The following is a 25,593-nucleotide window of genomic DNA, read 5'->3' as shown; positions in this document are numbered from 1 at the left end:
ATCTTATCCGTTCTGCATCGTTCAGTATAAGGGGGGAAATTCAACCTTGAAAATATCACCCACAGGAGACGCGCTTGCCGACCTGCATAGCGATATTCAGGAAAACGAACAGCTGTTTAAACGTATCTTTCAAAACTGCTCGGACGTTTCGTTTCGGGAGGTTACAGCGGACGGCAAGGTTCGGCTGCTCTTAATTTACGTGGCCAACATGGTAAATTCGGAAGAACTCAATACGAATATCTTAAAACCTCTCTTCTACGAAGGGTTGCCGCAAGGTTTGGACTCCGTAAACAGCATCTCCCAAATGCTCAAACAATCGCGGTTTTCTGTCTTGCACGTTATGACTAGTTCGAATGTTGGCGGGATCGTGGAATGCGTCTTACGGGGACATGTGGCGATCTTGGTTGACGGCGAAGCGTCAGCTATAGTAGCAGACATGTCCAATTTCGAAACCCGTACAATCGGTGAACCCTCCGAAGAGGCGACTCTTCGCGGCTCCAGAGAAAGCTTCACGGAGCTGTTAACCACCAATACCACGATGATGCGCCGTATTTTCGCCACCCCGGACTTGAAAATGGAGCAGCTGACGCTCGGAAAATATACGAAAACCGAAGTCGTCATCACCTATCTCGAAGGCGTCGTTGACCAATCCGTTCTGGATGAAGTCCGCAAAAGGGTCAAACGCATCCGCATAGACGGCATTCTGGAATCAGGGTATATCGAAGAATCCATTGAGGATACGCACTTCTCGCCTTTCCCGCAAATACTGAACAGCGAACGTCCCGATGTCGTTGCCGCCGGACTTCTGGAAGGCAAAGTAGCGATCTTGACGAACGGAACGCCGATTGCGTTAGTCGTGCCCATGACATTCTGGGCTGGCTTACAGGCGCCGGACGATTATTTCGAGCGTTTCCTATTCGTCACGTTAAACCGATGGATTCGCTATATGTTTGTCCTTATTTCGGTCTTCCTGCCGTCCATCTATATCGCGCTGACGGACTTCAATCCGGAGATGGTTCCTGCCAAGCTCATGCTGAGCATCGCCGCCCTGCGGGAGAAGGCGCCTTTCCCGACGGTGATCGAGGTGTTCATGATGGAATTCGTATTCGAAGCGCTGCGGGAGGCCGGAATCCGTCTCCCTCGGCAGATCGGTCCACTAGTCAGCATCGTCGGCGCCTTGGTTATTGGTGAAGCAGCCGTCCGGGCAGGCATTATCTCCGCACCGATCGTCATTATCGTACCTGCTGCAGGCATCTCGTCGTTCGTCATTCCAAGGTACAGCTTCAGCTTCCCCATGCGGATCCTCCGCTTCCCCATGCTCATACTCGCCGGCTTGTTCGGGTTGTTCGGGATCGCGGTTGGGATTATTGCCATTCTCATTCATTTGATTCATTTACAGCCGTTCGGTACGCCGTATCTTTCGCCGGTTGCACCCCTTAAGAAGGGAAAGCTAAAAGACGTGTTGGTCCGTTGGCCTCACAAGCTGACCCGAAAATCCGAACCTATTCCGGAGGCGGACCACCCATGATCAAAGTAACCAAAATTGGTTTCGTTATGCTCTTCATGGTACTAATCACGACCGGTTGTTGGAACCTCGAGGAACCGGATCAACGGGCCTTCGTCATGGGTACGGGGATGGACCTGAACAAGGATGGAAAATACATGCTCAGTACGCTAATCGCAATACCAGCGGGTATCGGCGTGCAAGAAGGAAACAGCTCGCAGAAAAGCTTCCGGGTTTTGAGCGCTACAGGCAAAAACAACACGGATGCGGCGCAGAAGCTGCAGGCACAATTATCGCGCAGCTTGTTCATCGGCCATCGTGAAATCGTTCTTATCGGCGAGAAGATGGCCGAGCATGGGATAGCTGATTTGGTCGACGAATTTTTCCGCAACCCGCAGTCGGAAGCCAGATCCAAAATTTTTATCGTGAAAGGCACACAGGCGAAGGACGTCTTCGAAATCAACTCCATGTTCGATCCCTATATCACGACAACGCTCTATGACGAACAAGCTACTCTGGGGTTGCGAAATTTTTATTTCGCTGCCTTTATGTACGATGCCTTGGGCCAAGGCACACAGCCACTGCTGCCGGCGCTTACTATGAATCGGAAGAAGCACTATGTATATTCCGGATTCGCGGTCTTAGACAACGACAACGGTCTCAAGCTGGCGGCATATTTGAATCCAGAGGAAGCCTTCTATACGAATTGGATCAGGAGAAGAATCAACAATTACTTCATGACTTCCACCGTACCCGGATTCGAGGGTACCTTCAGTGTAAAGCTGAGATCCTTAAATCGGCGAATTCAGACGAGCGTACAAGGTAATCGAGTAAAAGTCGATATCCTGATGTCCGGAGCCGGCGTTCTCGTTGAAAATAATACGAATTTGGATCCGTCTACGGAAAGCCATCTCTTGCTGATCCAGAAGTCCATGAATGAAAATGCCCAGAAAACGATCGAGCAGTTAATAGACAAAGCGCAAAAACAAATTAAACTCGACTTCTTCGGGTTTGGTGAAATCGTCCATCATCAGCATCCCGCACAATGGAAATCGCTAAGAAAGAAATGGAACGTGATATTTCCGCAAATCGACGTGTCAGTACGCGTCAATCTGAAATGCAAAGATCTGGGTGAAACCAATTCTACAATCTACCGCTAAGGCCAGGAGGGATGCACTTGAAAGAGTTGAAATTGTCAGGCGTTCAGATCATGTGGATATTCGCGACGGTCGAAGTCGTGCTGTTCATCTGGGGAATGATAACGCCGTCGATTAATCTAAGCAAACAAGACGCATGGATAACCATGCTAACCGGCGGCGTAGTGGCGATGGTTTTAACCTCGCTCGTCGTCCGATTGTGCATGCTGCATCCCCGGCAAACACTGGTCGAGTTTAGCCAGGTCCTTCTCGGAAAGTGGTTGGGAAGGGCAATCGTCCTTCCTTATTTCGCCGTGTGGTTTGGACTGAATGCTGCCGCGCTTCGGTTGTTCGGCGATTTTATCCATCTCATCATGCTCGACAAAACGCCGGTTTGGCTGATTATGCTGCTCATGACCATATTAATGACCTACATAACGTACTCCGTTGGCATTATGGGCATCGGAAGATTCTGCGAAATCGCCGGACCTATTATGGTGCTCACATTGATAGTGGGCTTTAGTCTGAATATCGTCGATATTAAGTGGCATTATATTCTACCGATCATCACGGATTTCGGATGGGTCGCCATTATGAAGCATTCTATTCAGCCTGCTTCTTTCCTGGGCGAATCCTTGATCTTCTTCAGCATCCTTCCTTTTCTGGAGCATCCGCGGCAAGCCTATTCAAAATCGCTGATTGCCGTAGGCATGACAGCTGTACTGGCTTGCCTTGCAACGACATTGGTCCTGCTCGTCTTCGGTCCGGATGTATCGGCTAGGATGCGATTTCCGTACTTCATGCTCGTACGCTCCATCAATCTGCTCGATTTCGTACAAAACATGGATATCTTCGTCATCTTCATCTGGGTCTTCGGCCTGTTCGCCCGGATATCGTTATACTTGTTCATCACGAGCTATGAGGCAGCACGTTGGTTCCGTGTGAAAGATTGGCGCAAACTGATCTGGTTCGGGGCGCCGGCGATGTTTATTATGGCGCTGTTAATTCCAAACGAGGCCATCATGAATGCCGTGAATCTATATTGGCAAACGATCGCATTCCCTATCTGTTCGATCGGGATCCCTCTTCTGCTCCTGCTCGTTTCGGCCTTCCGTAAGAAGACCGTGCAAACGTAAATTGCATCGATGGGCAGCATTAATTTAGATGAGCTATTTTTTTTCCTGTACGAGCTTAAGGATCACAGCATACGCTGTATCAAAGGCTTGTTCTTGATTAACTTCAATGTCAGGAATAACGCTGGTTCCTTCCCAGTTGCTTTTCGTTACCGGGTTAATCGCTCCCCCATTCGGAATAAATACTTCAAAGTGATGATTTAGCCGATGAACGCCGCCAGGATGAGCCCCACCGCCCGTAATTTCACCAACAACCAGGGCTCGCTTTATTGCTTGAAGGATATAGGCGAACTCAGTTGAGAAAAAGGCAGCCTTGCAGGCTGCCTTTTCTTCCTATTGATATACAGCAGAACATCGCCAATATAATCGTCTAAAGGTTGTCCCGTGTCTACTTTCATACATGCCAGATGTAGGGGCTTTTTGGCTCGGTTGATTACCTCTTGCCATCTTTCTTCGGGTATATCGACCGGACCGATTTGTGTCATCATTTGCACGCGATTTCTCAACCTATTGTTAAGTTCATGAATGTCATTCAATACGCACTCTACATACTTGTACTTCGCACTATGTTTTTCAGCCAATGCAGTTCCTTTCTCAACGAGCACATCGTACAAGCAAGGACTATCCAGTATTACGCTATGTCCTTGCGAGAGATAGAAATCGACTAATGTCCATTCCATATGATAAGCAACACCGCCGGCGCGCGCGCTGCTAGTTCTGATTGCCCTCAACCGCGGTCAGCAGCACCGCGGCGGCGAGGCCTAAGCGGCGATCCAGCTTAGCGTCTTGGTCCAATGAGAAATCGAGTTTTAGCTTTTGTACAAACGGGTTGAAATTTTGTTTGAACTCCCCTACCTTGATCCCGTTCACCTCTACGTTGTAATGCTGAGGAATCAAATTCGTCAGAAATCGTCGCAAAAGAGCAAGCAGCGCATTATCTTCCTTAATTAATCCGATCTCTGACTCATTTGGGCTCAAAATCGCCCATTCGTCCTTGAAGATCGACTTCATCCCCTTACGTCGCAAAGAACCTATCTTAAACCCGGTCTCGACATCAACTACATCGAAGATAGAGGAAAAATCAATGACGCTTCGCGCTTGAATGGTGATCAACTCCTCTTGCATCGTTTCATCCCCAAATATTCGGATGTCTTCCTTTAGCTTGAAGGCCTTCATCTTCGAGAACAGAACCGGTCTCTCATCGATGTCAAAAATATCGATTTTAGCGCCAACTAGCGATAGGATCTGCTTTCTAACCACGTATTGTTGAAGATTGAATTTCGGATTCAAGTCCTCGCCCCCTGTATGATGTACATACTCTCATAGATTGTATCAGCTATTGTTATATTCCGGTATATGAGACTTGAAGTCGACAATCGGAGAATACCCCGGCGCGATTTACATAATCTTAACAAGCCTCATCGAAACTTCCCAACCGGTCGGACGTTTAACCCTTTCGGAGGTGAAATTATGAAAAACAAAATCGTTAAAATCCTGCCAATCCTTGCTACAGTCCTCTTCGTGGCCATTATTGGAACTGCGTGCGGGAACAAAAGCAATACCAATTCCGGTGAAAACTCTTCGGTAAATGCTACAGCAACGGATTCGGCTGCCGCTGGAAACAATTCCACGTCAACGGATCCGGCTGCCGCAAACAATGGCTCATCCGCAGACGAAACGGTTTCGCAGGAAGACGCGCCTGTTGTTATGTCCGGTGTATTCAACGGTGTTCTTGACGACAAAACCATTGAAATTGAAACCGGCGTCGGTTCACTCTCCTATCAGGTCAGCAGTGAGATTGCCGAGAAGGTCGCCAAGTGGGAAAAAGGCATCAATGTAAAGTTTGAGTACAAGGAAGACACCATTACTACAATCGATAAAGAATAAGTATGTGGTGATGATCAATTATCAAAAGGGACCGTGGAGCACTTCTCCACGGTCCCTTTTGATGCGCTTCTCTTCAACCTACTTTTGCACCGTGAGCAAGAGCAAACAACACTGTTTGCTCCCTATCCATTCTCAATCCTGCAATGGTGAGTGATTTAAAATCCACGCCTTCCATCTTGGCACCTCTTACGTCCGCACCTTGCAACTTCGCTTTGGCCAGTATCGCCATCGTCAGATCACTATCTCTTAAATCGGCCTTTTCCAAGTTGGCTCCTGATAGGTCTGCTTCATGGAATTTAACCCCGCGCAAATCCTGTCTGACTAATGCAGCATGCCTCAAATTTGTATAGGACCAGTCACCTTTTATAATGGAAATCCCATCCATACTGGAACCGGAAAAATCCGATCCTGTCATTTTGCAGGCTTCAAATTTCGATACAAACAGGTTAGCTCCGTTAAAGCTGCAATTCTCAAACGCGGTTTCAGTATGAATGGAACCATTTAACAAGGCCCCGCGAAAATCACACTCTATAAACCGGCAGTTACTGGATATAATCTCATTCAATGATCCGTTAGCAAAAGAGCACCGATCAAACGTACAACTGATTAGCTCGCCATACCTTAAATCTTGCGTGCCAAATTTAACTCCTTCATATTGCTGATTACTATACTGAAACATGAGGTGCCTCCGTAAACTACGTATTGTCTGTCACCGTAAAATCACCTTTTTACTATAGCATACGGGAGTCAAGTACCTGTCTGTTCCCCATGATTAGTCAAGTGTATTATTTTTTCTTCATCTGTAACGGACAGCCGTAAGCACCGCTTCTGCATCCGATGATCTTCCATACACGATCCAGTGATCCGAAATGAGCGGATTAATCTGCGGTCCTTCTCCCGATACTACGGTTTCGGTTGCCTTATCCAAATCTCCTAAGTATATGTCTGAGTTGTGGGAACCAGATCCGACATCATGCGTGGAGGAACCATCTCGTTCATCCATCCAGGCGACGAAATGACCGTTAATGACGGGGGTTCGTTGATCCGCGTCCAAATGGGTCACTTGAGTCGTTTTTCCTGTACCTGTATCATGGACGAAAACATCTCCTGCGTAGGAACCGTTAAAAACCTCCCAAGTAACGAGGTCTCCCGATACTTGCGGTCGGCCTTCCTTATAGTCTTCTGCAGCAATGGGAAATGTTTCTCCCGTTTCGATACGGTATAGATAGATATCCGTGTTATTCTCCGGCACATTCTCTCCTGCTCGCAGCACTCTTTTTGTCACGCGATGTCCGTTCTCCCACACAACATTTCCGGCATCAATATCCGGATTCGTATGACCGCCACTCTCCGATGTAATCGTCTTCTGCTCACCGGTGTCAATGTTATACAAGACGAGCTGCCAGTGGGACGGATATTCTTTAATTGAATCGGTAGCGTTATCCATCCAAACGATGTAGTTTCCCCAAATCTTCGGGTTAATCTGCGCCGATGGGTCCGTTGTCAGTTGACGCTCCTCACCTTTAGATAGATCGTAGAGAAAGATATCGGCATTCGAAACATCGTAACTACCCAATTCACCGAGTGGTGTGTTCTCGTTCCGCAAGTCCGACCAAACCACGAAGTTGCCCGAAATGTCGAAGCCCGCATCGTCTTGAACCGAGATCGATGCCAGCTGTTTATTCGCGACCAGTTCGGTTACCCTCAATCCACCCTTGCTTCTTGTGACCACCCGGTCTCCGTCAAGCGCGCCTTGCCAGCCGGATAATTCGCGCTTCTCCAGCGGTTGAAATAGCTCGTCTTTCGCTAAATCGCCAGGCTTCGAAGTCGTTGACCCGCATCCGGTGATAAACAACAACAGGACTAGTAATGCGCTAATAGCCATATCGGATCTTTTGCTCATATCATGGTCCCCCCGCAGCATCTTTTGCCATAGTAGACGATGAAGGCAGTTGCAAAGTTACATCGCTTCACCAGAGGGATTTCAAGTAAAACAGTATCCCTGCCCGGTCCACATCAGAAAATTGCAGAGGATCATCCTTCATCAGTTGTCTTAAGCGTTCGACTGAAATCCATCTCGGGTTCTTGGTTTCATCGCCGGATAGCAATAATTCTCCTTCTGCTTTGCAGCGGAAATATACACCAACCGAATCAAATGGACCCTTTATGGTCTGGTATACGCTGAATGGTTGTATGCACTCCACCTCAAAGCTCGGATCAATACCCACTGTATCAATCCTTGTCTGCTCACCTTCAATTTCTACTACATCCAATCCAGTCTCTTCTTTTACTTCTCTAATAAGCGCTTGTACGAACGATTCAAATGGCTCGATTCTCCCGCCCGGAAGTTCGATCCGCTCAGGTCCGCCAGGCTTGCTCCTTGTCTGAACTACGATTTCGGTTATCCCTTGCAGATTTCGTTCTATGATTGCATGTGAATTAACGAAAAACATTCGAATTTAAGGCTCCTTTCAGTACTCCTATACTTTGAAGCATGCTTTTAATTTGTTTCGATTTTATTATAGTGAATCTCAACATTTTCATTTTTCAAGATCATTTCATTATGCTTCAATTCGATTTCGTAGAGGGTATCGTTTATTTCAATCTCGATTTCTGACTTCCATTCATAGTTCATTGTGGTACCTGACTCTTTTACTGTTTTAAACGTGCTATCATCCTTCATTTCATATACATAGTTGCCTAAGGCGATTTGTCCTTCGTTAATTTCCAAGTGATTGAAGTGAGACAATTCCTCGTCACTGCCCACTCGTTGAGAAGCTTGATCGGATTCCCAAATCCCTAGAATTTGAGATTTATGATCTGTCGAACAGCTTGTAAGCATGATTGCTACAACAACAACTAGAATGACAAGAGTAGATGATTTTGTAATTTCACGCTGTCGCCGTCGTCTGCCATACTCGGCTCGTTCATGCAAAGGAACCATTGTCATATCTCACACTACTCCTTCACTTAATCCGAAGTATTATTGCTCTTCAATAGCCCAGAAACGATTCCCATTAGGAATTAAGAACATCATGACCTTATCGCCAGCGCACTCACAGCTCCTAATGTTATCCGTCTCAAACTGAATCGAATAATGCGGATTCTGTTTAATGTTACCTGTGTACCACATACCTGCATTTATTTAAATGACTGTGATCGTTAACGAAGCATTGCCACTCAGCAAAAGCCATATAGTTTAGTTAAGGACGCCACATGATTACGAAGGAGTGCACATGCTGTGAAAAAACACATTGCTGCAAGTTTGTTGTGCGCACTGCTGCTGTCTACGTCCGCCTGCACATCGGATTCATCTACTGACAAGAATCCCCCGAGCGCGAACACGACACCTAGCACAACTCCCAGCACCAACAATGAACCTACGACAAATCTTTCCGGTAACACGACTAATACGGATCCGGTCAAACCTGCTGATGATCCGTCATCCACGGGAACCAATGATCCTGTGACCAGTCCATCGGATGATCCGGCCACCAGTCCGTCAGACGACCCGGCAACTACACCGGATGATGACCCAGCAACGACGCCCACACCAGATCCCGACCCGGCGCCGACCTTCCAATCGCCCTATACCTTTGAGTATCCCGATGCCGTGCGCGGCATTTATGTGACGGGGTGGTCAGCCGGCGGCGAGCGTATGAAGTCATTGCTGAAGCTCGTAGACGATACCGATCTGAACGCCATGGTTATCGATATCAAAGATGACGATGGGTATATCACCTTCAAGCCTGAAGGGGAGTTAAAGGCGAACGGGATGGCCTATATGCGAGATCCTGATGCCATTGTCAAAACACTGCACGACCATAACATCTATCCCATCGCACGTATTGTTGCTTTCAAGGACACTGTCCTGGCCAAGAAACATCCAGAACTCTCTTATGTACTTGACGGCAAAGTGTGGCGAAACGGAAATGGCGATGGTTTTATCAATCCATTCTTAAAATCGAACTGGCAATACAATGTGGATGTGGCGATTCTGGCTGCTAAGCTCGGGTTCCAGGAAATTCAATTCGACTACGTGCGATTTCCTGAAGGGTTTGAGAAGAAAGATAAGGTCCTTGACTACTCCATGGGGGAGTACAAAGATAAGAAGCCGACCAAATTCGTTGAGGAAGAGAAAGCCTATGCGGAAGAGACGGCCGCTTATGAGGCGGGTCTTCAGCCGCTCCAGAGCGCTTATGACACGGCAACTGCAACCTATAACGGTGACAAAACCGATGACAACAAGAAAGCGCTCGATGCCGCCCACAAGGCGCTCACCGACTATAAGAAAACGTTGCCGAAGACGCCGGATTTCAGCGAGAAGGAACGTTTTACACAGCTGCGCGTGGATGCCATTACGGACTTTGTTCATTTTGCGAAGGAGCAGTTAAAGCCATACGGGGTCAAAGTGTCGGTCGATATCTTTGGTTATTCCGCTACGCTGCCTGAAGCTCCCGGCATTGGGCAGAACTTTAGCCGCATATCGGAGAACGTCGACGTCATCTCCTCGATGATTTATCCGAGCCACTGGAGTGATGGGTATTTCGGTATTAAGCATCCGGATACCGAGCCGTACCGACTTGTCCAAGAGTATGCCAAACGTGAGAAGGAGAAGCTTAGCGCACTCCAAACGCCTCCGATTTCCCGACCATGGATACAAGACTTTACAGCCTCTTGGCTAGCCAAAGGAAGCTACGTCCATTACGGCAAAGAGCAGGTGGATGCGCAAATTCAAGCACTCCACGACGCTGGCATTCATGAATATCTCATCTGGAATGCCGGTAACAAATATACTGCAGGTGTGAACTATACCCCTTAGCTGGAAGGCCCCGTTCGAGTCCGAGCGGGGCCTTTCTGTATCTGCCCTCTGGTCGTTACAGATGCTTCGTGCAGTTGAAGAGCGTACATTCCCACTCATCATTGCGATGAGAGATGATCGTTAAGGAAGTATTATCCATGTAGGTGGATTCGAATCTCTGCGGCATAAGCCGCTTCAGCGATAATCCGATTAGCGCTCCATGGCTAACGATTAAAACTCGCTTATCCCGATGCGTCGCGGCAACTTCTTCCATATACGCGGCTCCCCGCTTCGCCACGTCATCGAACGCTTCGATGCCAAGGTCCAGCGTGCTCCAATTTTCGCCCCATTTTGCAACCCGTTCTTCTTCTGTGGTTCCTTCGATCTGCCCGCAATTAATCTCTCTTATTCGGTCTTCTGTAATTAATGTTTCGATCCCCAAGGAGCTGCGCACTGCCTCGGCGGTTTGTATCGCTCTTGTTAGTGTACTAGAGATAATAATGTCCCAGCTTTCGCCCGAAAGCCTGTCGGCAATGGCCTTCGCTTGCATGAATCCGGCTTCGTTAAGCGGAATATCCGATATTCCCTGCGCCTTTCCGAGCACGTTCCAATCCGTTACTCCATGTCTGATAAGTCCGATTGTAGTCATGTTCCGTCACCTTCTTAGTCAAATATGAATTATATCTCCTTCTGCAACTATAAATGAAAATTGTCTCTAATCCTGGCAGCGACTTCTTCCGGATTCAAGTTTGTATTTTGCCATTACCGCTTAACGGTTCGAACTAAAGAAATAGGAAACCACGAACGCAATCGCTAATAGAACAATCGCCGTATAAAAGAAATAGCCAAACCATCGCAGTACGCGAGGCATGTTCTTCAGATCCCCTTGTTTGTTCGGAACCCCCATAATACTCTGATAGTGTTCCGTGACATTGTTAAATACGGGGACATCTGCAGCATCGTGTGTGGAGGTTTTCTTCTCAGAACGATCGTCGAGCTTGTTATTCATGATACTTCCTCCTCGTTCAACCAACCTTCGATCTCAGCTTGTTGCTCTGCATAACGCCTTAAGGAGTTAATCGTTCCCGTCACTTGCTCCGTCCCCATCTGCTGCTCTTGCTCATCCGAGCTCTCCAGCCATAAGGACCGTTTGAAGCTATATTCCAGCCACCCCAGCATCCCTGCAAAACCGCGATCTAATACGACATTCCAATTCGCCTCAAGGGAGCCGTCTTTCTTCTTATATCCCCGTAGAAATGCCAGAAATCTATCGCGCTCTAGATTTCCCTGCTCATCTGTCGACCAATAAACAGCTGTCTCGATTAAGTTCTGCATGGGATTTATCGGCCCTGAGGCTTCCCAATCAATGAGAACAGGTGCGCCATCATGCCACAACACATTCTTGGAATCTAAATCGCAATGACTAATAACTGGGTTTGACGCCAGTAACTGCGCGGCATGGTTTGCCTTCGCGTTCCAGTCATACAGAAGATCCACCGCTTCCTTCGCCAAGCTTACCCACACCGACTGATTGATTTCGCCTAACTCCACATAGCGATTCCAATCCGTCACAGGCACATCGCCGTTGGTCCCAATCACATCGATGTTTAACGAGGAGAAGTCCGTCTTATGGATCGCTGCGAGAATCTCGCCAATTCGTTCAGCGTGAGCTATCGTTATTTCATGCGACTTCAGGCTTCTTCCCTCTACCCAATCGAATACGAGAAAGTACTCATTATCTACTTGCTGCACAGAACTTCCGTTAAAAAGTTTAGCCGGTAGGGCCGGTACGAAGTTGGCTGCGATTGCAGCAATCCATTCGGAATGAATCATATTTTGCATCGCGGTGGGTCGCAGCATGATCTGAGGGTTTAATGCTTTGATGGCATATTTTCCTGTGGTTGTTTCTAGTGCAAACATGCTATGTAACAGGCCGCCTGCGACCGCTACCGGCTGACCGACCAACTCTCCTAGCTGTAACTGCGTGCACAGTTTCTGGAATTGCATGGTCATTTATGGTCACCTGGCTTGTACCAGCTCGGTACGACGCTTTCAAAATAGTTATGATCGTCCAGCAGAATGCGAATACGGTCCATCATCGAATCTAGCTGATCGGGGACGACCTTGAGTGTCCACGTGATCGTTCCAAATATCGTCATAGCCGAATACAGCGCATATAAGTTCCAGAATTGATCCGGAATCTTTCCGTCAAAATACCCATCGATTTGCCCAATCGAGAACGGAATACTGATCTCCCGGCTAAAATAAGCGATTTTCAGAAAATCATGATAAGGATCTCCCCAGTCGTACCGATTGAAATCGATCGCTGCGACATACGCCCCATTATGGACGAGCAGATTGGCTGGATGAAAGTCATCGTGTTGAAAGCGGCTCGGACGTCCATCTAGCAGCGGTAATTGCTTCTCGATGAAAGCCATAACAGTCTCCTCCTCAGGAAGCTTGACCCCGCAGCGGAAATATTCATCCATGTGACGTTTATGCTTCGCAGCCCTATGCGTGGACCATGCTTCCATCTCTTCCGGCGCTTCCACTTCGTGCATCATATGCAGCTCTCGCCCAGCCTCGACGCCTACTTTGTACTGTTGATCAGCCGTCATCCGCGGCAGCTCTTCGAGAGCATCCTCACCCTCGACATATCGCAAAACCATATAACACAAGTCAAGCGCTTCTACCATACCGAATGCAATGGGCTCAGAGGTGCGTACGCCTAGTCCGTGAATAAGGCCGACAGCTTCAAACTCCCGGCGTTTCTGTTCGGTTTGATTAAAACTCGCCGTTCGAAGGACATAAGCCGGCTTGTCGCCATCTTCATAAACGAGATATTTTCCATCATAGGAAAAGCCTTTATGAATCTGTGAAACAGCTGTTACCTGCCGCAACTGCGGGATATGTGCTAAAACTTCGCTGATGTTCATCGGGGTACTCCTCTCCAGTAGAAATCCGCCCATTAGGCGAGCAAAGGCAGCTGATCGAAGTGATCGCTGCCTCCTTAGTGTGTAGTTCCAAAACCTTCCAAGTTATAATTACTAGATTATCGTGCATTTGTTCCCGTGTAAACAATTAGTTTCTGCACGCTGCGAATAAGTTACGAGCATCAAAATACGCGTCTAGCCGTGACAAACCGATCTTTCCACTGTCCGGCAAAGTTCTCAATATGGACGCCAAGCTTGTCCGAATAGGTATGCAGAATTTTGCCATCCCCGGCATAGATGCCCACATGTCCGATATCGAGTCCGCGTGCGCTAAAGAACATCAAGTCCCCTTTTCGCAAGTCCTCCACTTTAATCTCTTTCCCTTCCTTCGCTTGGTCGTAAGAGAGACGAGGCAGATCGACTGCAAGTACCTGGTTAAACACATGTTTGACGAAAGAGGAACAATCAAAGGTCTGGGTCTGATTAGGATCCGCACCGAATTCATAATGCGTGCCAAAATATGTGGAGCCGAATGCGATGATTTGATCCGCCTGCATCATGGTCAGGTTCGGGCTTGTGTAGTTGGTATACTTTGGTTTGGCCGAAATGAACCCGATCGTCTCGTCTTCCGTTTGCACCTCCAGCCAACTCGCATCGATTTCACGAATGACATGAATCCGCTGGCCCTTCGGAAGCATCCGAATTACAGTCGTTTCATCGGTTGAATTCGGCAGCGTTCTAAGATTGGCACCGTATGTAATCTCAGTTTCAAAGGTATTGGCAGACGATATCGAGATGGTATGGGAATAGGCATGCCACTTCACGACATTACCCAGCAGTTCACTAATGAAGCGAAGCGGAACCATGGAAGAGCCGTTGATTACTTTACCGGGCGCGGGAAGTGCCAGCTTATCGTTATTCTTATATGCAAACTTGTCACCCATTTGGTAGGTGATGAGGCTGCTGTCTTTCGTTGCCGTCACAGTATGTTTAGGCTCGTCCCAGCTAACTTTAGCGCCTTGTGCTTCGAATATCGGACGTAAGGGAACATAGCTGACGCCGTTCTCAATCACAGGCTGTACTGATAATAGAAGCGGCTTCCCGTCCAGCAACAAGGCTGGCGATTGTTCATTGGCTGCCGCAAACACGCTATTCGCTTGAATCATTGTCATCAGTGCAATAAAAGACAGCATCGTCACACGTTTAATGGTACTACTTTCCAAATTAATGACACCCTTTCCTTATGATGTACTTTATAGACGCGAATAAGGGGGAATTTGTTCTGGTCTGAATTATGAACTTATCTTAATGAAAGGCGATGACAGGCACAGAAAAAAGCCTCCCCCTGCCGGAAAGTCAGGTTGAGGCGATCTAGGATATCTATTATTGCTCAATCGTTATCTCATATTTCTCGGCAATCTTCTTCAAATATTGCTCGACGTAATCAAAATCTCCAACCTTGTCGCTGGCAATGACGAACGTGTTCTCCATGCCTCTGACATGAACCTTGATCACCTTCACCTCTACGGTCCTGAGCAGCTTTCTCACTGGCTCTCTTGCCAATTCCAGCCGCTCAAGCTTGCTGTACTCAATCTTTTTGGGTGTGCTATCCTTCTCCAGCTTCAGCACCATTTCCCCCGCGTCCAAGTTGACATCCACTGCTTTGAGCAATTCGATCAACCTCCTGGTTTTGAAACAGAAATGGTAATCTCGACTCATTGGCATTGTATTCGGCTAGTTGCGAATATATGTCCATCTATTTTATTCCAGTATGTTGTAGGGTATATTATGGATACGAAATTCAATCTGACACCTTGCATCGATCTGGAAGATGTACGGTTACCGAGGTGCAGAAAGTGGAGTTTATCCTTTATTTATTTCTCATCTTATTGCTTACAAAAATTTTTGGACATCTCTCCACACTCCTCGGGCAGCCTTCCGTACTTGGCAAACTGGTCGTTGGGATTATTGTCGGTCCTGCAGTCCTTGGGTGGATTGAAAATAATGACTTCGTTCATTACACAGCGGAGATTGGCGTCATCCTGCTCATGTTTATTGCAGGCTTGGAGACGGATCTTGAACAGCTCAAACAAACATGGCGATCTGCTTTTGCCGTGGCGGTCGGAGGAATCATTCTTCCCTTTCTGGGCGGGTATGCCGTAGCCGAAGCCTTTGGACTCGATCATAACTATGCTCTCTTCATGGGGGCTGTATTTAGCGCCACATCCGTAAGTATTTCAGTGCAAGTACTGAAGGATTTAAGCCAGCTTAACTCTCGCGAAGGAACAACGATTCTCGGAGCAGCCGTCATGGATGATGTCATAGTGATCATTCTACTGGCTGTAATGATGAGTTTCCTAGGGAGCGGTAACGATATATCGATCGGTATGCTGGTTAGCAAAAAGTTGATTTTCTTCATCGTCACGGTCTTCGTCGGATGGTTGATCGTCCCAAGGTTCATGAAACTATTCGAACGGATCTCGGTTACGGAACCGGTCATCACCATGGCGCTTGTTGTTTGTTTCGGTTTTGCTTATTTTGCGGATCAGATGGGGATGGCTGCGATCATAGGATCTTTTGCCGCTGGCATCGCGATTTCCCAGACATCGTATAAACATACCGTGGAGTCCAAAATCGAACCCATCGCTTACTCCATATTTGTACCTGTATTCTTTGTTAGTATCGGTTTGAATGTGTCCTTTAGCGGAGTTGGGAATCAGCTTGGTTTTATGCTCATTCTAACCATCGTAGCCGTTCTTACGAAACTCGTGGGCGGGGCACTCGGAGCAAGATTAACAGGCATGAATACCCGTTCTTCCTTAGCCGTTGGATCAGGCATGATCTCCCGCGGAGAAGTCGCCCTGATCATCGCAGCCACGGGATTGCAAGCGGAATTACTTCCGGAGGCTTATTTCACCTCCGTTGTCATTACCGTTATCTTAACAACCTTGATCGCACCGCCATTGTTGAAATTCTTTTTCAGTAGGACCGCAGAGCAAAGGGGAGTTCACGATGCTATCAAATGATATCCTCCTCGGGATTGACGGAGGCGGGACTAACACCCGAGTGTTAGTCTGTGATCTTAAGGGAAACGTTCTTTCTTATTGCGAGAAAGGGGCTGCTTCCATCCGTAAAGATATATTAGCTGTACAGAACGTACATACAGCGATCGCAGAAGCGCTGGAGCTTGCCAATAGAGATAGCCAAGAGGTGATAGGAACCGCCGCTGGGATTGCTGGATACGATTCAGAATCCGATCTGGAATGGGTCATACCTCTAACAGATCTCCCCGGGTTATCCGGTCCAAAATGGCATGTGAATGATGCCGTGGTAGCTCACTATGGAGCATTATTAGCAAAGCCCGGCATTGTTGTAATCTCAGGTACCGGCTCTATTATCTTAGCTATAACAGAAGAAGGCCAGTTTGTACGGAATTATGACTTCCATCATTATGCGGCAAGCGCCGCTCGATTCATTGCTTATGATGCCACTTATGAAATTCTTGCAGGCCACACCCATCCATCTGACGAAGAACTCATTCAATCCATGCTACAACATTGGAGCGTACGATCAATAGCCGAATTCTCTAAGCTGGCACGAGTTGGATTTACTGAAGACCGACAGGAACGCGACAAGAAGTTCGGACAGTTTGCACCGGCGATTACCAAAGCAGCCGAGCAAGGAAGTTCTGTCGCGATACGCGTTTGTGATCGAGGCATCACCCAAATCAAAGTTGGCATTGAGCTTCTGGCTTCATCTTTTTCAGGCGATACGGTTGATGTTACATTTATAGGAAGCGTAGTGAACAGTCCTTATTTCGTTCATACGTTAAGCGAAATGCTCTTAAACGGTACTAACAGAAGCTATCATATCGTTAAACCAACACTGCCTCCTGTTGCCGGAGCTGTTTTATACGCCATGCACCAGTTGAAGATTCCGATTACACCAGACATCATTCACAACTTACAAAACCATACCTCTATAACCCAAACAATAAAACCCGCTCTATGAGCGGGTTTTATTGTTTAAATGAGCATCTAACCTAACTACTTGACCACCGGATAATACGCCGGGATTGGTTTCGAATAGTTCTCCCTTGCGAATTTGATCTGGTTAGGTGTCCATTGCGAATAGAACAGGCGGGTGTCATGATCATCGCTGAGCGCAAGCACCTCAGGTACCGTCGCCCAATTGGTTAACGGATAGCTCGATGCCCGGGAGTGGTAGTTATGCATCGTCCGCCGGCCATGCGTACAATCCGCGCTTCCGCCCTTGCGCGTATGATACGTCGTAATATTGTACAACACGGCGGTACCGGCTTGGCCCCTAATCGGGATCTCTCGGTAAGCTTCTCCCTGCTTCTCCTTCGCCTCATCAAGCGTTCCATACGTATGGCTGTTGGGCACTAAACAGAATGCCGGACAGCATTCGTGAACGTCAGATAAGTAATAGATGACACAGGTATACGTGCTGATATATGGATTCTCCGGATCAAAGATCTTTCCGCCTATCGTTCCGTAATAGCTGATATCCCGGTGGAAATTCATCTCACTGGCGCTCGCTCGGTCTGCGGAAACATCCCGAAAATCAAATTGGGCAAAACGCGCTTCCCCGAGCAGCACCTCCTGAATGAGCGGAAAGATTTTGGGATGACGAATGAATTGATCCATCTCAAGCGGATGCTTCTCGAGGAAGCTGGCCGTGCCGACCGCGCCTTCAATCGGTTGATGCCATTGCTCCGGAGATTCTTTCAAGGAGGCCTCTACCAATCCGTTCAAGTAGTCCAGTTCCTCCTGCGACAAAGCATTCGGTATGACGGCGAAGCCATTTTCTTTGTAGTGTGCCAGAATTTCTTCTTTCGTCGTTTGGACAGCGTTCGTACCCATAAACCATCAGCCTCTCTTTCATAGCCTTATAAGATGAATATTATGGCGATACCCACTCGTACAGAATATCCGGTAAATTTTCTTCATTTTCATGACCCCTGGCAATGATTTTAAATCCATGCTTTTCATAAAATCGTTGCGCGTTCCCATTCACTTCAAACGTGTATAGGTTTAATTTGCCGCTCGATTGCGCTTTGGCTCTATTTAATAAGGTCTGTCCAATTCCGATCCCCTGATGATCGACATGAATATAGAGCTGACTTACTTCACTCTCATTGTAAGCAATGATGCCAGCTACTTTCTCATCTATTAGCGCTAAGTCAATCTGAAACCGCTCCGGCAGCATAATATTCAAAAAGTAAATATGATCCTCCACACTGTGGAGGGTTTTCTGCCCAATCGCCTTTTCCTTACTTGCACGCCACATCTCGATGGTTTGTTCAGCGTACTTGGGGTTGTATGGAGTAATGATAACATTGTGTTGCATCAGAGAAATCCCTCCTTAAACCAAACCAGTTAGATATAGTTCAACACTTGATCGGCATTTCGCCTCATATCCTCGGTGCGTTCCCTAAAAGCGCTGTAAGCGATATGGTCGAGCCCAATATGAATGAGATAGCAGAGTAGGCGTTCCTTCATTTGTGCAGGCGGGCCTCCGCGCTTGTCCCAGTGGTGGTCCAATATGGCTTGTAGGTCTATCCCTTGCCATTGCGGATACCACGACCACCAGTACAGAAACCAAGCATGGTCGTAGAGAGGATCGCCATAGAACGCATTCCCCCAATCGAATACTCCGGTTAGTTTCCCGCCTTCCACCAACACGTTTCGGTTCAAAAGATCCATATGAACTATTCCTCGAATCTCCGGGAGCTGCGCTGCGAGCTTACTAAGCTTGACTACGCCGGCATCGAAGATACTTGCCTCCCGTGGCGAAGTATTCAACCGCTCGCGCCAGCCCGCAAGCCTCTCTCTGGGCTCAGCCACCGCCAATAGCTCAGATGCCCAGCTCGGTCCGGTTCCTTCCGGACGCCAAAGTCCGACTTCCTCTGTGCTGGTAATATCCTGCTGTTGAAGCTCGTAGAGCGCATCGAACAATTGGGGCAGGACTACCCGCATTTCCGATTCGTCAAGCTCATCGAGATGCTTTTCTCCTCGAACTCGTTCGGATACGGCGAAGAATCCGTTCTCCGTCTCACCAACCTCTATAACCTTCGGAATCGGCAGCGCATCCATGGAGAACGCCCCCATGACACGATCCTTCTCAAAGTCCTCCACATAGGCGCCGAAACGAATAACCATTTCACGCCCATCGAGCACGAAGGAATAAGCTCTCGACCAATCACCAGACGCTAGAGGCGCAAGATTGTCCGCACGGCTGCCGAAGTGCTCCTGCACAAAATGGTTCGCTTTTTGATTGAAATCATCCATAGTGATCCCTCCCTCCTTATATCCTACTTCGATTAAACTCCGATATTGTGGTCATTCATTTATTTCAGCACATCTTTAAACAATCCTGCCCGGTGGTGGAGAACATGTTAGCTTTATATATGCTGCCTTGTTTGCGGTTAGCCGCGTGCTCCCCATAAATAAGAAAAAGCCTAGGACATTGTCCTAGGCTTACAGATAACCGTCAACCCCTGCGCCGGTTGAGGTGAATGAATGTGACCGCCAGCGCCAGCACGAGCACTGCACCTTTGATGATGTCCGTCGTGTAATATTCCACGTTCATCATCGTCATGCCGTTGACGAGCACGCCGATCAGGATCGCGCCGAAGAACGTGCCGATGACGTTCGGGCGTCCCGCACCGAAGACGGAGTAGCCGACGAATACGGCGGCGACCGCTTCCATGAGCATCGGCGCTCCGGCATCGACTTGACCGTTGCCAACTCGCGCGGTGAACAGAATGCCGCCGATCGCCGCCAGCACGCCAGACGCGACATATGCCAGCGTACGAACGCGTTTGACTCGCAAGCCGGACAGGCGGGCTGCTTCCTCGTTTCCACCCATCATGATCATCTGCCGGCCGAGGCGCGTGTACTTGAAGAACAGATGCGCCGCGACGACTGCAATCACCATAAGAATGACAGGGAATGGCACGCCAAGCAATTTGCCTTGACCAATCCAGAGAAATTGCTTCGTGATCTCGCCGGGCGCCTTGCTTCCGTCCTGCATCTGCATGTTGCTGTAGATGGAGTAGCCCTTGGTGTAAGTCTTATGCACACCACTAACGATATACATGACCGCCAGCGTGGCCAGCAAATCCGGAATGCGAACCTTTACGATAAGAAAAGCATTGATCAGTCCGATTATTACTCCGAACACAATCGGTACGATAGTGACGACGGCGAGCGGCATCTGGTACCACACCATCATCGTCGCCGACAATACGGTTGCCAGTGACACGGTAGACCCAACAGACAAATCGAAGCCGTCGACGGTAAGCGAGATGGTCACCCCGATGGCGACGAACGTCACGATGGAGATGGAGCGCAGGATATCCGCGATATTGTTGTACGTTAGAAAATATTCGTTATAGAGCGAGAAGAACAGCAAGACGATCCCGATGAAAATAATCGCTCCATACTTAAATGAGAATTGCAGCAGCCGATTGTTCATAACACTTCCTCCTTACCTGCACTCGCAAAATAAAGCAAATCTTCCTGCGACGCTTCACCCCGGCGGAACGAGCGGACGATCTTCCCGTCGCACAGGACGAGAATCCGATCGGCCAGACCCAGCGCTTCCGCAAACTCACAGGTTAAATACAAGATGCCTTTTCCTTGTTGCGCTAACTCCCCTATGATCCGGAAAATATCTCGCTTCGCGCCGATGTCGACGCCCTTGGTCGGCTCGTCGAACACGAAAACACGCGCATCGGTGCTCGTCCATTTGCCGATTGCTACCTTCTGCTGGTTGCCGCCGCTTAGGAACGCCGTCGCGATATCGGGATGCGACGCCTTGATGCCGAGCCGCCCGATCACATCCGACCCGTGGCGTTTCTCCTTGGCGCCGGAGATAAAGCCGAACTTGCTGAGCGAGCGCAGAATCGGCAAGCTCAAATTGTGCAGCACGGATTCGCACACGAGTATGCCTTCCTTGCGCCGTTCCTCGGGCACGAGCACTAAGCCCGCTTCCACGGCATCTGCAGGCGAACGCGGCACGACCACCTTGCCGGCAAGCGCGATGCTGCCGCTCTCCGCGACGTCCACGCCGAACAGCAGTCGTGAAAGTTCCGTCTTGCCGGCGCCGACAAGGCCGACGACCGCGACGATCTCGCCGCTGTGCACGATCAGATCCACGCCACGCACGCGCCGTCCCGCTGCCAGCCCGCGTGTCTCCAGGATCGGCTCCCCAATCGCTGCCGGCAGTTTCGGATACTCCTCCTCGAAGCTCTTGCCGAGCATCGAGCGGATGACGTCACCGACGTTTGTCGCGTCGGCCGATACGTTCATGACGACGCCTCCGTCCCTCATAACCGTGATCCGGTCGCTAACCCGGAACACTTCCGGCAAGCGATGCGAGATGAAGACGATGCCGATGCCGGCCGTCTTCAAGCCGTCCATCAGACCGAATAACCGGTCTGCTTCCTCTATACTCAGCGGTGCGGTCGGCTCGTCGAGAATGACGAACTTCGCATCTTGCGCGAACAGCCGCGCGATGAGCACGAGCTGCTTCTCCGCCAGCGTCAACTCCGATACGCTGCTGTTAATATTGATGCCGAGCCCGAGCTTATCCAGCACCTGCGCGGCTTCCTGCTTCAGTTTGCTCCAAGAGATCCAGGCGCTGCCTTCTGAAGCGGCTAAGCGGTCGAGCATTATATTCTCCGCGACGCTCAGATGCTGCACAAGCGACGTATCCACCTCCTGATACACGCAGTGGATGCCGTTCTTCTTTGCGTCCGCCGGCGAGCGGATGATTAGCGTTTGGCCGTCAATCTCGACCGTGCCATTGTCGCCCGCGTATGCGCCGGATAAAATCTTCATCAACGTGCTCTTGCCAGCGCCGTTCGCGCCGAGAAGTGCGTGAACCTCGCCGCTTCGCAGTTCGAAATCGACGCTCTTCAGCGCCGCGACGCCTGCGAAAGACTTACCGATGCCATTCATGCGCAGCACGCTCTCCGCGCGTGAAGGTTGTCCAGCTACCATGATCGCTCAACTCCTCTTAGAAGCTCTTCCAGATAGAAGAAAACGGCGCGGAAGCTCCGCGCCGTTCCCTGCTGATTCTTCATCATTGCGTATCGCTATGTCGCTTATTACCAGCGCTTATTTCGCGCCTACCGCTTGTTCCAGCTCTTTCAAATAATCCGTGTTGCCTTGCTCGCTCTTGCCCCAGCCTTCGACGTATTCGCCAAGATCGGCTGTCGTAACTTTCTTGTCCGTTGGAAGCGAGTCGCGGCTGACGAATACCGGTTCAATCTGTACCGTCGCGGCCGTCTTGTCGCCATTCAGTTTCTGGTACAGGTAGCGGACTTGCACTTGGCCGATGGAGGACGGATCAGCGCCTGCCGATGCAACCCAAGGGCTGGTCGGATCTTGAATGAGCGCGAGATCCTCGTCGCTAAGATCGATGCCATAAACTTTGATTTCCGTGCGGCCGGCCTGCTTGATCGCGTTCGTAACGCCTTTCGCGAATTCATCCCAAGCGGCCCAAACCGCCGTAATGCTGCCCTTCTCCGGGTACTTCTTCAGAATCGCTTCCATACGCGTTTGCGCGTCCAGCTGCGCTTTACTTGCATCGCCGAATTGCGCGATTTCCTTGATATCCGGGTTCGCCTTCAGGAATTCAGCGTATTTGATTTGACGCGATTCCATCGGCGGGAAGCCGGCCACCCATACTTTGACGATGTTGCCTTTGCCGCCAGCGTCTTTCGCCAGCGCCGCAAGCGACTTGTCTGCCAACAATTGGTCGTTCTGGGCCAGGCTCGTTACGCCGTCCACGGTCAGTCCGGAGTCGAAGGCGACGACCGGAATGCCAGCGGTGACCGCTTTGTTCACGCCGTTCGTCAGCGCGTCAGCATTACCGTGGTCGAGCAGGATACCGTCGAATTTCTGGTTGATCGCCGTATCTAGATTAGAGACCATTTTATTCAAGTCGTTGTCGGATGCCATAACGGTTACTTTGCCGCCGAACTTCTCGACTTGCTTTGTTACGCCGTCGACATATTGGGCCGAGAACGTGCCTTGATTGAATTGCATGACAAGCGCGATCTTCTTGCCCGCAAGTGCATTCTGCGCCGTACCGCCGGTGGATGCCGAATTATTCTCATTCTTATCTTTGCTGCCGCAAGCGGACAGCACGAGTGTCAACGCGAGGATGAGTGCGAGCGTGAGGCCCGCGTGTTTCCGGATATTCATGATATTGTTGCCTCCCTATTTCTTGTTCTCTTAAATTAGAATGTTTTTACTATAAGAGCAAATCCCGAGTATGTCAATCGGAAAAATAAATTTAACACATTAAGCGCCTTCCGCACAAAAAAAAACGACGCTTTATGCGACGTTTTTGTGAAAAGATTTTACCTGTTCCCTAAACTCCCTTAAGCCCTATACCTAATAACAGTCCCCGCTATCAAGTCGTATATCGTTTGTTTCTTTTTATTAAATAACGGACTGATCAAGTAGATGAGCACGAGACCGTAAACGGTCCCTAATAAAGAGTAGATGAATGAGTCGGGGTAATCAGCTGGAATGACCATATGCCAAATAGTAAAATGGGCCAGCTCCCAAGGGGCGAATTTAAGGGCGGAACGCAGCAGTGAGGCTCTAAAACGGATTGGCTTACCATTCAAACCGGCCACTTGAATCCCCATTTTCCGTTTTCCCCATGTTGCATGCGCTGCCGATCCCTCACATAGTGCAAAATAAAGATAGACAGGCAGCGTAATAAATAGAAATCCACTGAGCTCCGCCAACAATGGCGATGTCGTAAACAATGGCGTCAGCCAAGGACGAATCAAGAAAGATAGGCCGATTAACAAAACGATATAGCCCGAAATAATCACATAATCCCATAAGAAAGCGATTAATCGTTTACCTAAAGATACGCGATGTAAATCTCCATGCCGATGCATAACCCTACTCCTTTTGGTCAACTAAGGAACGTAACCTTATTTGATTATTCAGGATTGGATTCCATTATCCTGCACAATCAAAAAAGAGAGCAGCCAGATGTGCGCTCTCCTCTTCATTCTAAATAGATCCCGGTGCCCTTACGGCATACAACTTACCGTCGGCTGCCACCACATAAACCGGCTGCCAATCGAAAGGCCTTACCGGATCGATGACTGGCACATTCCGCAGCGATAGCCCTATAAAAATAGCGACTATCCGCAAGAGCCAGATAGTCGCTATTTGAGCAAGGTTCCCAATACTACTTACAACCCGCCAGACCAATATATGAGAACCGGCAGATACAGAAAACTCGCAGCCGTCGTTATCGCTACGTTGATCGACACCAGTTCCTTGTCTCCCCCGTACTTCTCCATCAGCACCACTGAATTAATAGCGGATGGCATAGAGGATTGCACGAATAATACCGAAGCTTCCAGACCGCGAAGTCCAAGAATATGGATGGTCAGCAAGGACAGTAGCGGTACACCTACGATCCGCATTGCGATAGATATCCACAGTTCGCGGCGCATGCTGGCACGCCAGTTCGTTTTTTTGAGCTGCATCCCCAGTATGAGCAGCACGATGGCGGAATAAGCCCCCCCGATCAGCTCCAAGCCGGAGTTTAAGCTTAGGGGCAATGGAATATGGAAGAAATAGAGGATTAATCCCACTGCAGCGGCATAAATCAGCGGGTTCTGTACCATTTTGGCAGCAGCTTGCTTTGCATTAAAGGAACTGCGAGAGGCGATATATAATCCCAGCGTGTTGACTAGTACGATATGCAGGATTACATTCGTCACGCCAATGGTGAACCCCGCATTACCGAAGGCAAGGAGCAGCAAAGGTAATCCATAGTTATTGGAGTTGGCGAATATCGTCGTCAGTTCCATGGCCCGCAATGAGGTCGCATTGAATCGAAATAGTTTACCGACACCAAGAGAAGCCGCCCAGCAGAGAACTGTCTGAATCAACGTGAATAATGCGATATGGGCAAAAGAAGAACTGTCCAAATCACTTCCCGATACAGCGCTCACGATGAGGCAAGGCGCAAGGACAAACAAGCTCAAATCAGCCAGCATCTTCGCGTCCGGCGACTTATACTTCTGGTACAAATTTCCGAGCAAGCACGCCAGCAGGATCGGTACACTTACCGTCCCGAACAAGGATATATACTGATTCATGGCAAGACTCCCTCTCTAACCATC

The 25,593-nt window shown here is 49.0% G+C and carries 28 protein-coding genes; 7 read left to right on the top strand and 21 right to left on the bottom strand.

Annotated elements, in window-relative coordinates:
• Nucleotides 1-46 precede the first annotated feature (46 nt).
• The 3 genes from AC50Y3_RS06475 to AC50Y3_RS06465 are packed head-to-tail and all read left to right on the top strand — an operon-like array spanning nucleotide 47 to nucleotide 3,776.
• A complete protein-coding gene (locus AC50Y3_RS06475) occupies nucleotides 47-1,528 on the top strand; it encodes a spore germination protein (protein WP_494817960.1) in 1,482 nt (493 codons plus the stop codon).
• The gene (locus AC50Y3_RS06470) at nucleotides 1,525-2,664 is read left to right on the top strand and encodes a Ger(x)C family spore germination protein (RefSeq protein WP_494817959.1); all 1,140 of its coding nucleotides are present in this window, start codon (nucleotides 1,525-1,527) and stop codon (nucleotides 2,662-2,664) included. Before AC50Y3_RS06475 ends, AC50Y3_RS06470 begins: the two co-directional genes overlap by 4 nt.
• Before the next feature lie 17 nt (nucleotides 2,665-2,681).
• Nucleotides 2,682-3,776 (top strand): GerAB/ArcD/ProY family transporter, encoded by a 1,095-nt coding sequence (locus AC50Y3_RS06465; protein WP_494817958.1) that lies wholly within the window; start codon nucleotides 2,682-2,684, stop codon nucleotides 3,774-3,776.
• A 33-nt stretch (nucleotides 3,777-3,809) separates the two neighbouring features.
• Here AC50Y3_RS06465 and AC50Y3_RS06460 read toward each other — a convergent pair whose 3' ends face one another.
• The 3 genes from AC50Y3_RS06460 to AC50Y3_RS06450 are packed head-to-tail and all read right to left on the bottom strand — an operon-like array spanning nucleotide 3,810 to nucleotide 5,063.
• A complete protein-coding gene (locus AC50Y3_RS06460) occupies nucleotides 3,810-4,016 on the bottom strand; it encodes a hypothetical protein (RefSeq protein ID WP_494818593.1) in 207 nt (68 codons plus the stop codon).
• A gap of 23 nt (nucleotides 4,017-4,039) precedes the next feature.
• Nucleotides 4,040-4,453: a P-loop nucleotide/nucleoside kinase family protein gene (locus AC50Y3_RS06455; protein ID WP_494817957.1), complete on the bottom strand. Its 414-nt coding sequence runs from the start codon at nucleotides 4,451-4,453 to the stop codon at nucleotides 4,040-4,042.
• Nucleotides 4,454-4,484: 31 nt separating this feature from the next.
• Nucleotides 4,485-5,063, bottom strand: coding sequence for an LURP-one-related family protein (locus AC50Y3_RS06450; RefSeq protein ID WP_494817956.1), 579 nt, complete (start codon nucleotides 5,061-5,063; stop codon nucleotides 4,485-4,487).
• A gap of 180 nt (nucleotides 5,064-5,243) precedes the next feature.
• Here AC50Y3_RS06450 and AC50Y3_RS06445 point away from each other — a divergent pair, with 180 nt between their 5' ends.
• Complete coding sequence (locus AC50Y3_RS06445; RefSeq protein ID WP_494817955.1) at nucleotides 5,244-5,660, top strand: LytA/YqiH family protein; 417 nt, start codon at nucleotides 5,244-5,246, stop codon at nucleotides 5,658-5,660.
• A gap of 73 nt (nucleotides 5,661-5,733) precedes the next feature.
• Here the strand turns inward: AC50Y3_RS06445 and AC50Y3_RS06440 are convergent, their stop codons facing one another.
• The 4 genes from AC50Y3_RS06440 to AC50Y3_RS06425 form a co-directional block, all read right to left on the bottom strand.
• A complete protein-coding gene (locus tag AC50Y3_RS06440; RefSeq protein ID WP_494817954.1) occupies nucleotides 5,734-6,339 on the bottom strand; it encodes a pentapeptide repeat-containing protein in 606 nt (201 codons plus the stop codon).
• A gap of 117 nt (nucleotides 6,340-6,456) precedes the next feature.
• Nucleotides 6,457-7,563, bottom strand: coding sequence for a hypothetical protein (locus AC50Y3_RS06435; protein WP_494817953.1), 1,107 nt, complete (start codon nucleotides 7,561-7,563; stop codon nucleotides 6,457-6,459).
• A gap of 67 nt (nucleotides 7,564-7,630) precedes the next feature.
• Complete coding sequence (locus tag AC50Y3_RS06430) at nucleotides 7,631-8,113, bottom strand: NUDIX hydrolase (RefSeq protein ID WP_494817952.1); 483 nt, start codon at nucleotides 8,111-8,113, stop codon at nucleotides 7,631-7,633.
• 47 nt (nucleotides 8,114-8,160) lie between these two features.
• Nucleotides 8,161-8,610, bottom strand: a complete 450-nt coding sequence (locus tag AC50Y3_RS06425) for a hypothetical protein (RefSeq protein ID WP_494817951.1) — start codon at nucleotides 8,608-8,610, stop codon at nucleotides 8,161-8,163.
• A 291-nt stretch (nucleotides 8,611-8,901) separates the two neighbouring features.
• On the opposite strand from AC50Y3_RS06425, the gene AC50Y3_RS06420 reads away from it, so the two are divergent.
• Nucleotides 8,902-10,482 (top strand): putative glycoside hydrolase, encoded by a 1,581-nt coding sequence (locus tag AC50Y3_RS06420; protein ID WP_494817950.1) that lies wholly within the window; start codon nucleotides 8,902-8,904, stop codon nucleotides 10,480-10,482.
• Between the two features lie 55 nt (nucleotides 10,483-10,537).
• Here the strand turns inward: AC50Y3_RS06420 and AC50Y3_RS06415 are convergent, their stop codons facing one another.
• From AC50Y3_RS06415 to AC50Y3_RS06390, 6 genes are all read right to left on the bottom strand, one after another.
• Complete coding sequence (locus tag AC50Y3_RS06415) at nucleotides 10,538-11,110, bottom strand: histidine phosphatase family protein (protein ID WP_494817949.1); 573 nt, start codon at nucleotides 11,108-11,110, stop codon at nucleotides 10,538-10,540.
• A 120-nt stretch (nucleotides 11,111-11,230) separates the two neighbouring features.
• Nucleotides 11,231-11,470 carry a hypothetical protein gene (locus tag AC50Y3_RS06410; RefSeq protein WP_494817948.1) on the bottom strand — a complete coding sequence of 80 codons (240 nt, stop codon included), beginning with the start codon at nucleotides 11,468-11,470 and terminating at the stop codon, nucleotides 11,231-11,233.
• Nucleotides 11,467-12,474 (bottom strand): phosphotransferase, encoded by a 1,008-nt coding sequence (locus tag AC50Y3_RS06405; protein ID WP_494817947.1) that lies wholly within the window; start codon nucleotides 12,472-12,474, stop codon nucleotides 11,467-11,469. Before AC50Y3_RS06405 ends, AC50Y3_RS06410 begins: the two co-directional genes overlap by 4 nt.
• Complete coding sequence (locus tag AC50Y3_RS06400) at nucleotides 12,471-13,397, bottom strand: phosphotransferase family protein (RefSeq protein WP_494817946.1); 927 nt, start codon at nucleotides 13,395-13,397, stop codon at nucleotides 12,471-12,473. Before AC50Y3_RS06400 ends, AC50Y3_RS06405 begins: the two co-directional genes overlap by 4 nt.
• 179 nt (nucleotides 13,398-13,576) lie before the next feature.
• The gene (locus AC50Y3_RS06395) at nucleotides 13,577-14,617 is read right to left on the bottom strand and encodes a stalk domain-containing protein (protein ID WP_494817945.1); all 1,041 of its coding nucleotides are present in this window, start codon (nucleotides 14,615-14,617) and stop codon (nucleotides 13,577-13,579) included.
• Between the two features lie 160 nt (nucleotides 14,618-14,777).
• Nucleotides 14,778-15,065 carry a hypothetical protein gene (locus AC50Y3_RS06390; RefSeq protein WP_494817944.1) on the bottom strand — a complete coding sequence of 96 codons (288 nt, stop codon included), beginning with the start codon at nucleotides 15,063-15,065 and terminating at the stop codon, nucleotides 14,778-14,780.
• Between the two features lie 185 nt (nucleotides 15,066-15,250).
• Here AC50Y3_RS06390 and AC50Y3_RS06385 point away from each other — a divergent pair, with 185 nt between their 5' ends.
• Both AC50Y3_RS06385 and AC50Y3_RS06380 read left to right on the top strand, forming a co-directional pair.
• Nucleotides 15,251-16,420 (top strand): cation:proton antiporter, encoded by a 1,170-nt coding sequence (locus AC50Y3_RS06385; protein WP_494817943.1) that lies wholly within the window; start codon nucleotides 15,251-15,253, stop codon nucleotides 16,418-16,420.
• On the top strand, nucleotides 16,407-17,405 hold the full coding sequence (locus tag AC50Y3_RS06380; protein ID WP_494817942.1) for a BadF/BadG/BcrA/BcrD ATPase family protein: 999 nt from the start codon (nucleotides 16,407-16,409) through the stop codon (nucleotides 17,403-17,405). Before AC50Y3_RS06385 ends, AC50Y3_RS06380 begins: the two co-directional genes overlap by 14 nt.
• A gap of 35 nt (nucleotides 17,406-17,440) precedes the next feature.
• Here AC50Y3_RS06380 and AC50Y3_RS06375 read toward each other — a convergent pair whose 3' ends face one another.
• From AC50Y3_RS06375 to AC50Y3_RS06340, 8 genes are all read right to left on the bottom strand, one after another.
• On the bottom strand, nucleotides 17,441-18,280 hold the full coding sequence (locus AC50Y3_RS06375) for a phytanoyl-CoA dioxygenase family protein (RefSeq protein ID WP_494817941.1): 840 nt from the start codon (nucleotides 18,278-18,280) through the stop codon (nucleotides 17,441-17,443).
• A gap of 40 nt (nucleotides 18,281-18,320) precedes the next feature.
• Nucleotides 18,321-18,767: a GNAT family N-acetyltransferase gene (locus AC50Y3_RS06370; protein ID WP_494817940.1), complete on the bottom strand. Its 447-nt coding sequence runs from the start codon at nucleotides 18,765-18,767 to the stop codon at nucleotides 18,321-18,323.
• Nucleotides 18,768-18,796: 29 nt separating this feature from the next.
• Nucleotides 18,797-19,708 (bottom strand): phosphotransferase family protein, encoded by a 912-nt coding sequence (locus AC50Y3_RS06365; protein ID WP_494817939.1) that lies wholly within the window; start codon nucleotides 19,706-19,708, stop codon nucleotides 18,797-18,799.
• 202 nt (nucleotides 19,709-19,910) lie between these two features.
• On the bottom strand, nucleotides 19,911-20,897 hold the full coding sequence (locus tag AC50Y3_RS06360) for an ABC transporter permease (protein ID WP_494817938.1): 987 nt from the start codon (nucleotides 20,895-20,897) through the stop codon (nucleotides 19,911-19,913).
• A complete protein-coding gene (locus tag AC50Y3_RS06355) occupies nucleotides 20,894-22,426 on the bottom strand; it encodes a sugar ABC transporter ATP-binding protein (protein WP_494817937.1) in 1,533 nt (510 codons plus the stop codon). Before AC50Y3_RS06355 ends, AC50Y3_RS06360 begins: the two co-directional genes overlap by 4 nt.
• A 117-nt stretch (nucleotides 22,427-22,543) precedes the next feature.
• Nucleotides 22,544-23,635, bottom strand: coding sequence for a sugar ABC transporter substrate-binding protein (locus tag AC50Y3_RS06350; RefSeq protein ID WP_494817936.1), 1,092 nt, complete (start codon nucleotides 23,633-23,635; stop codon nucleotides 22,544-22,546).
• Nucleotides 23,636-23,814: 179 nt separating this feature from the next.
• On the bottom strand, nucleotides 23,815-24,348 hold the full coding sequence (locus AC50Y3_RS06345) for an RDD family protein (protein ID WP_494817935.1): 534 nt from the start codon (nucleotides 24,346-24,348) through the stop codon (nucleotides 23,815-23,817).
• A 303-nt stretch (nucleotides 24,349-24,651) separates the two neighbouring features.
• A complete protein-coding gene (locus tag AC50Y3_RS06340; protein WP_494817934.1) occupies nucleotides 24,652-25,569 on the bottom strand; it encodes an AEC family transporter in 918 nt (305 codons plus the stop codon).
• Nucleotides 25,570-25,593 lie beyond the last annotated feature (24 nt).

The organism is Paenibacillus sp. J22R98 (assembly GCF_059383835.1).
Note: the sequence above shows the minus strand (reverse complement) of the source record. Positions and strands in the feature narration are given on the sequence as shown.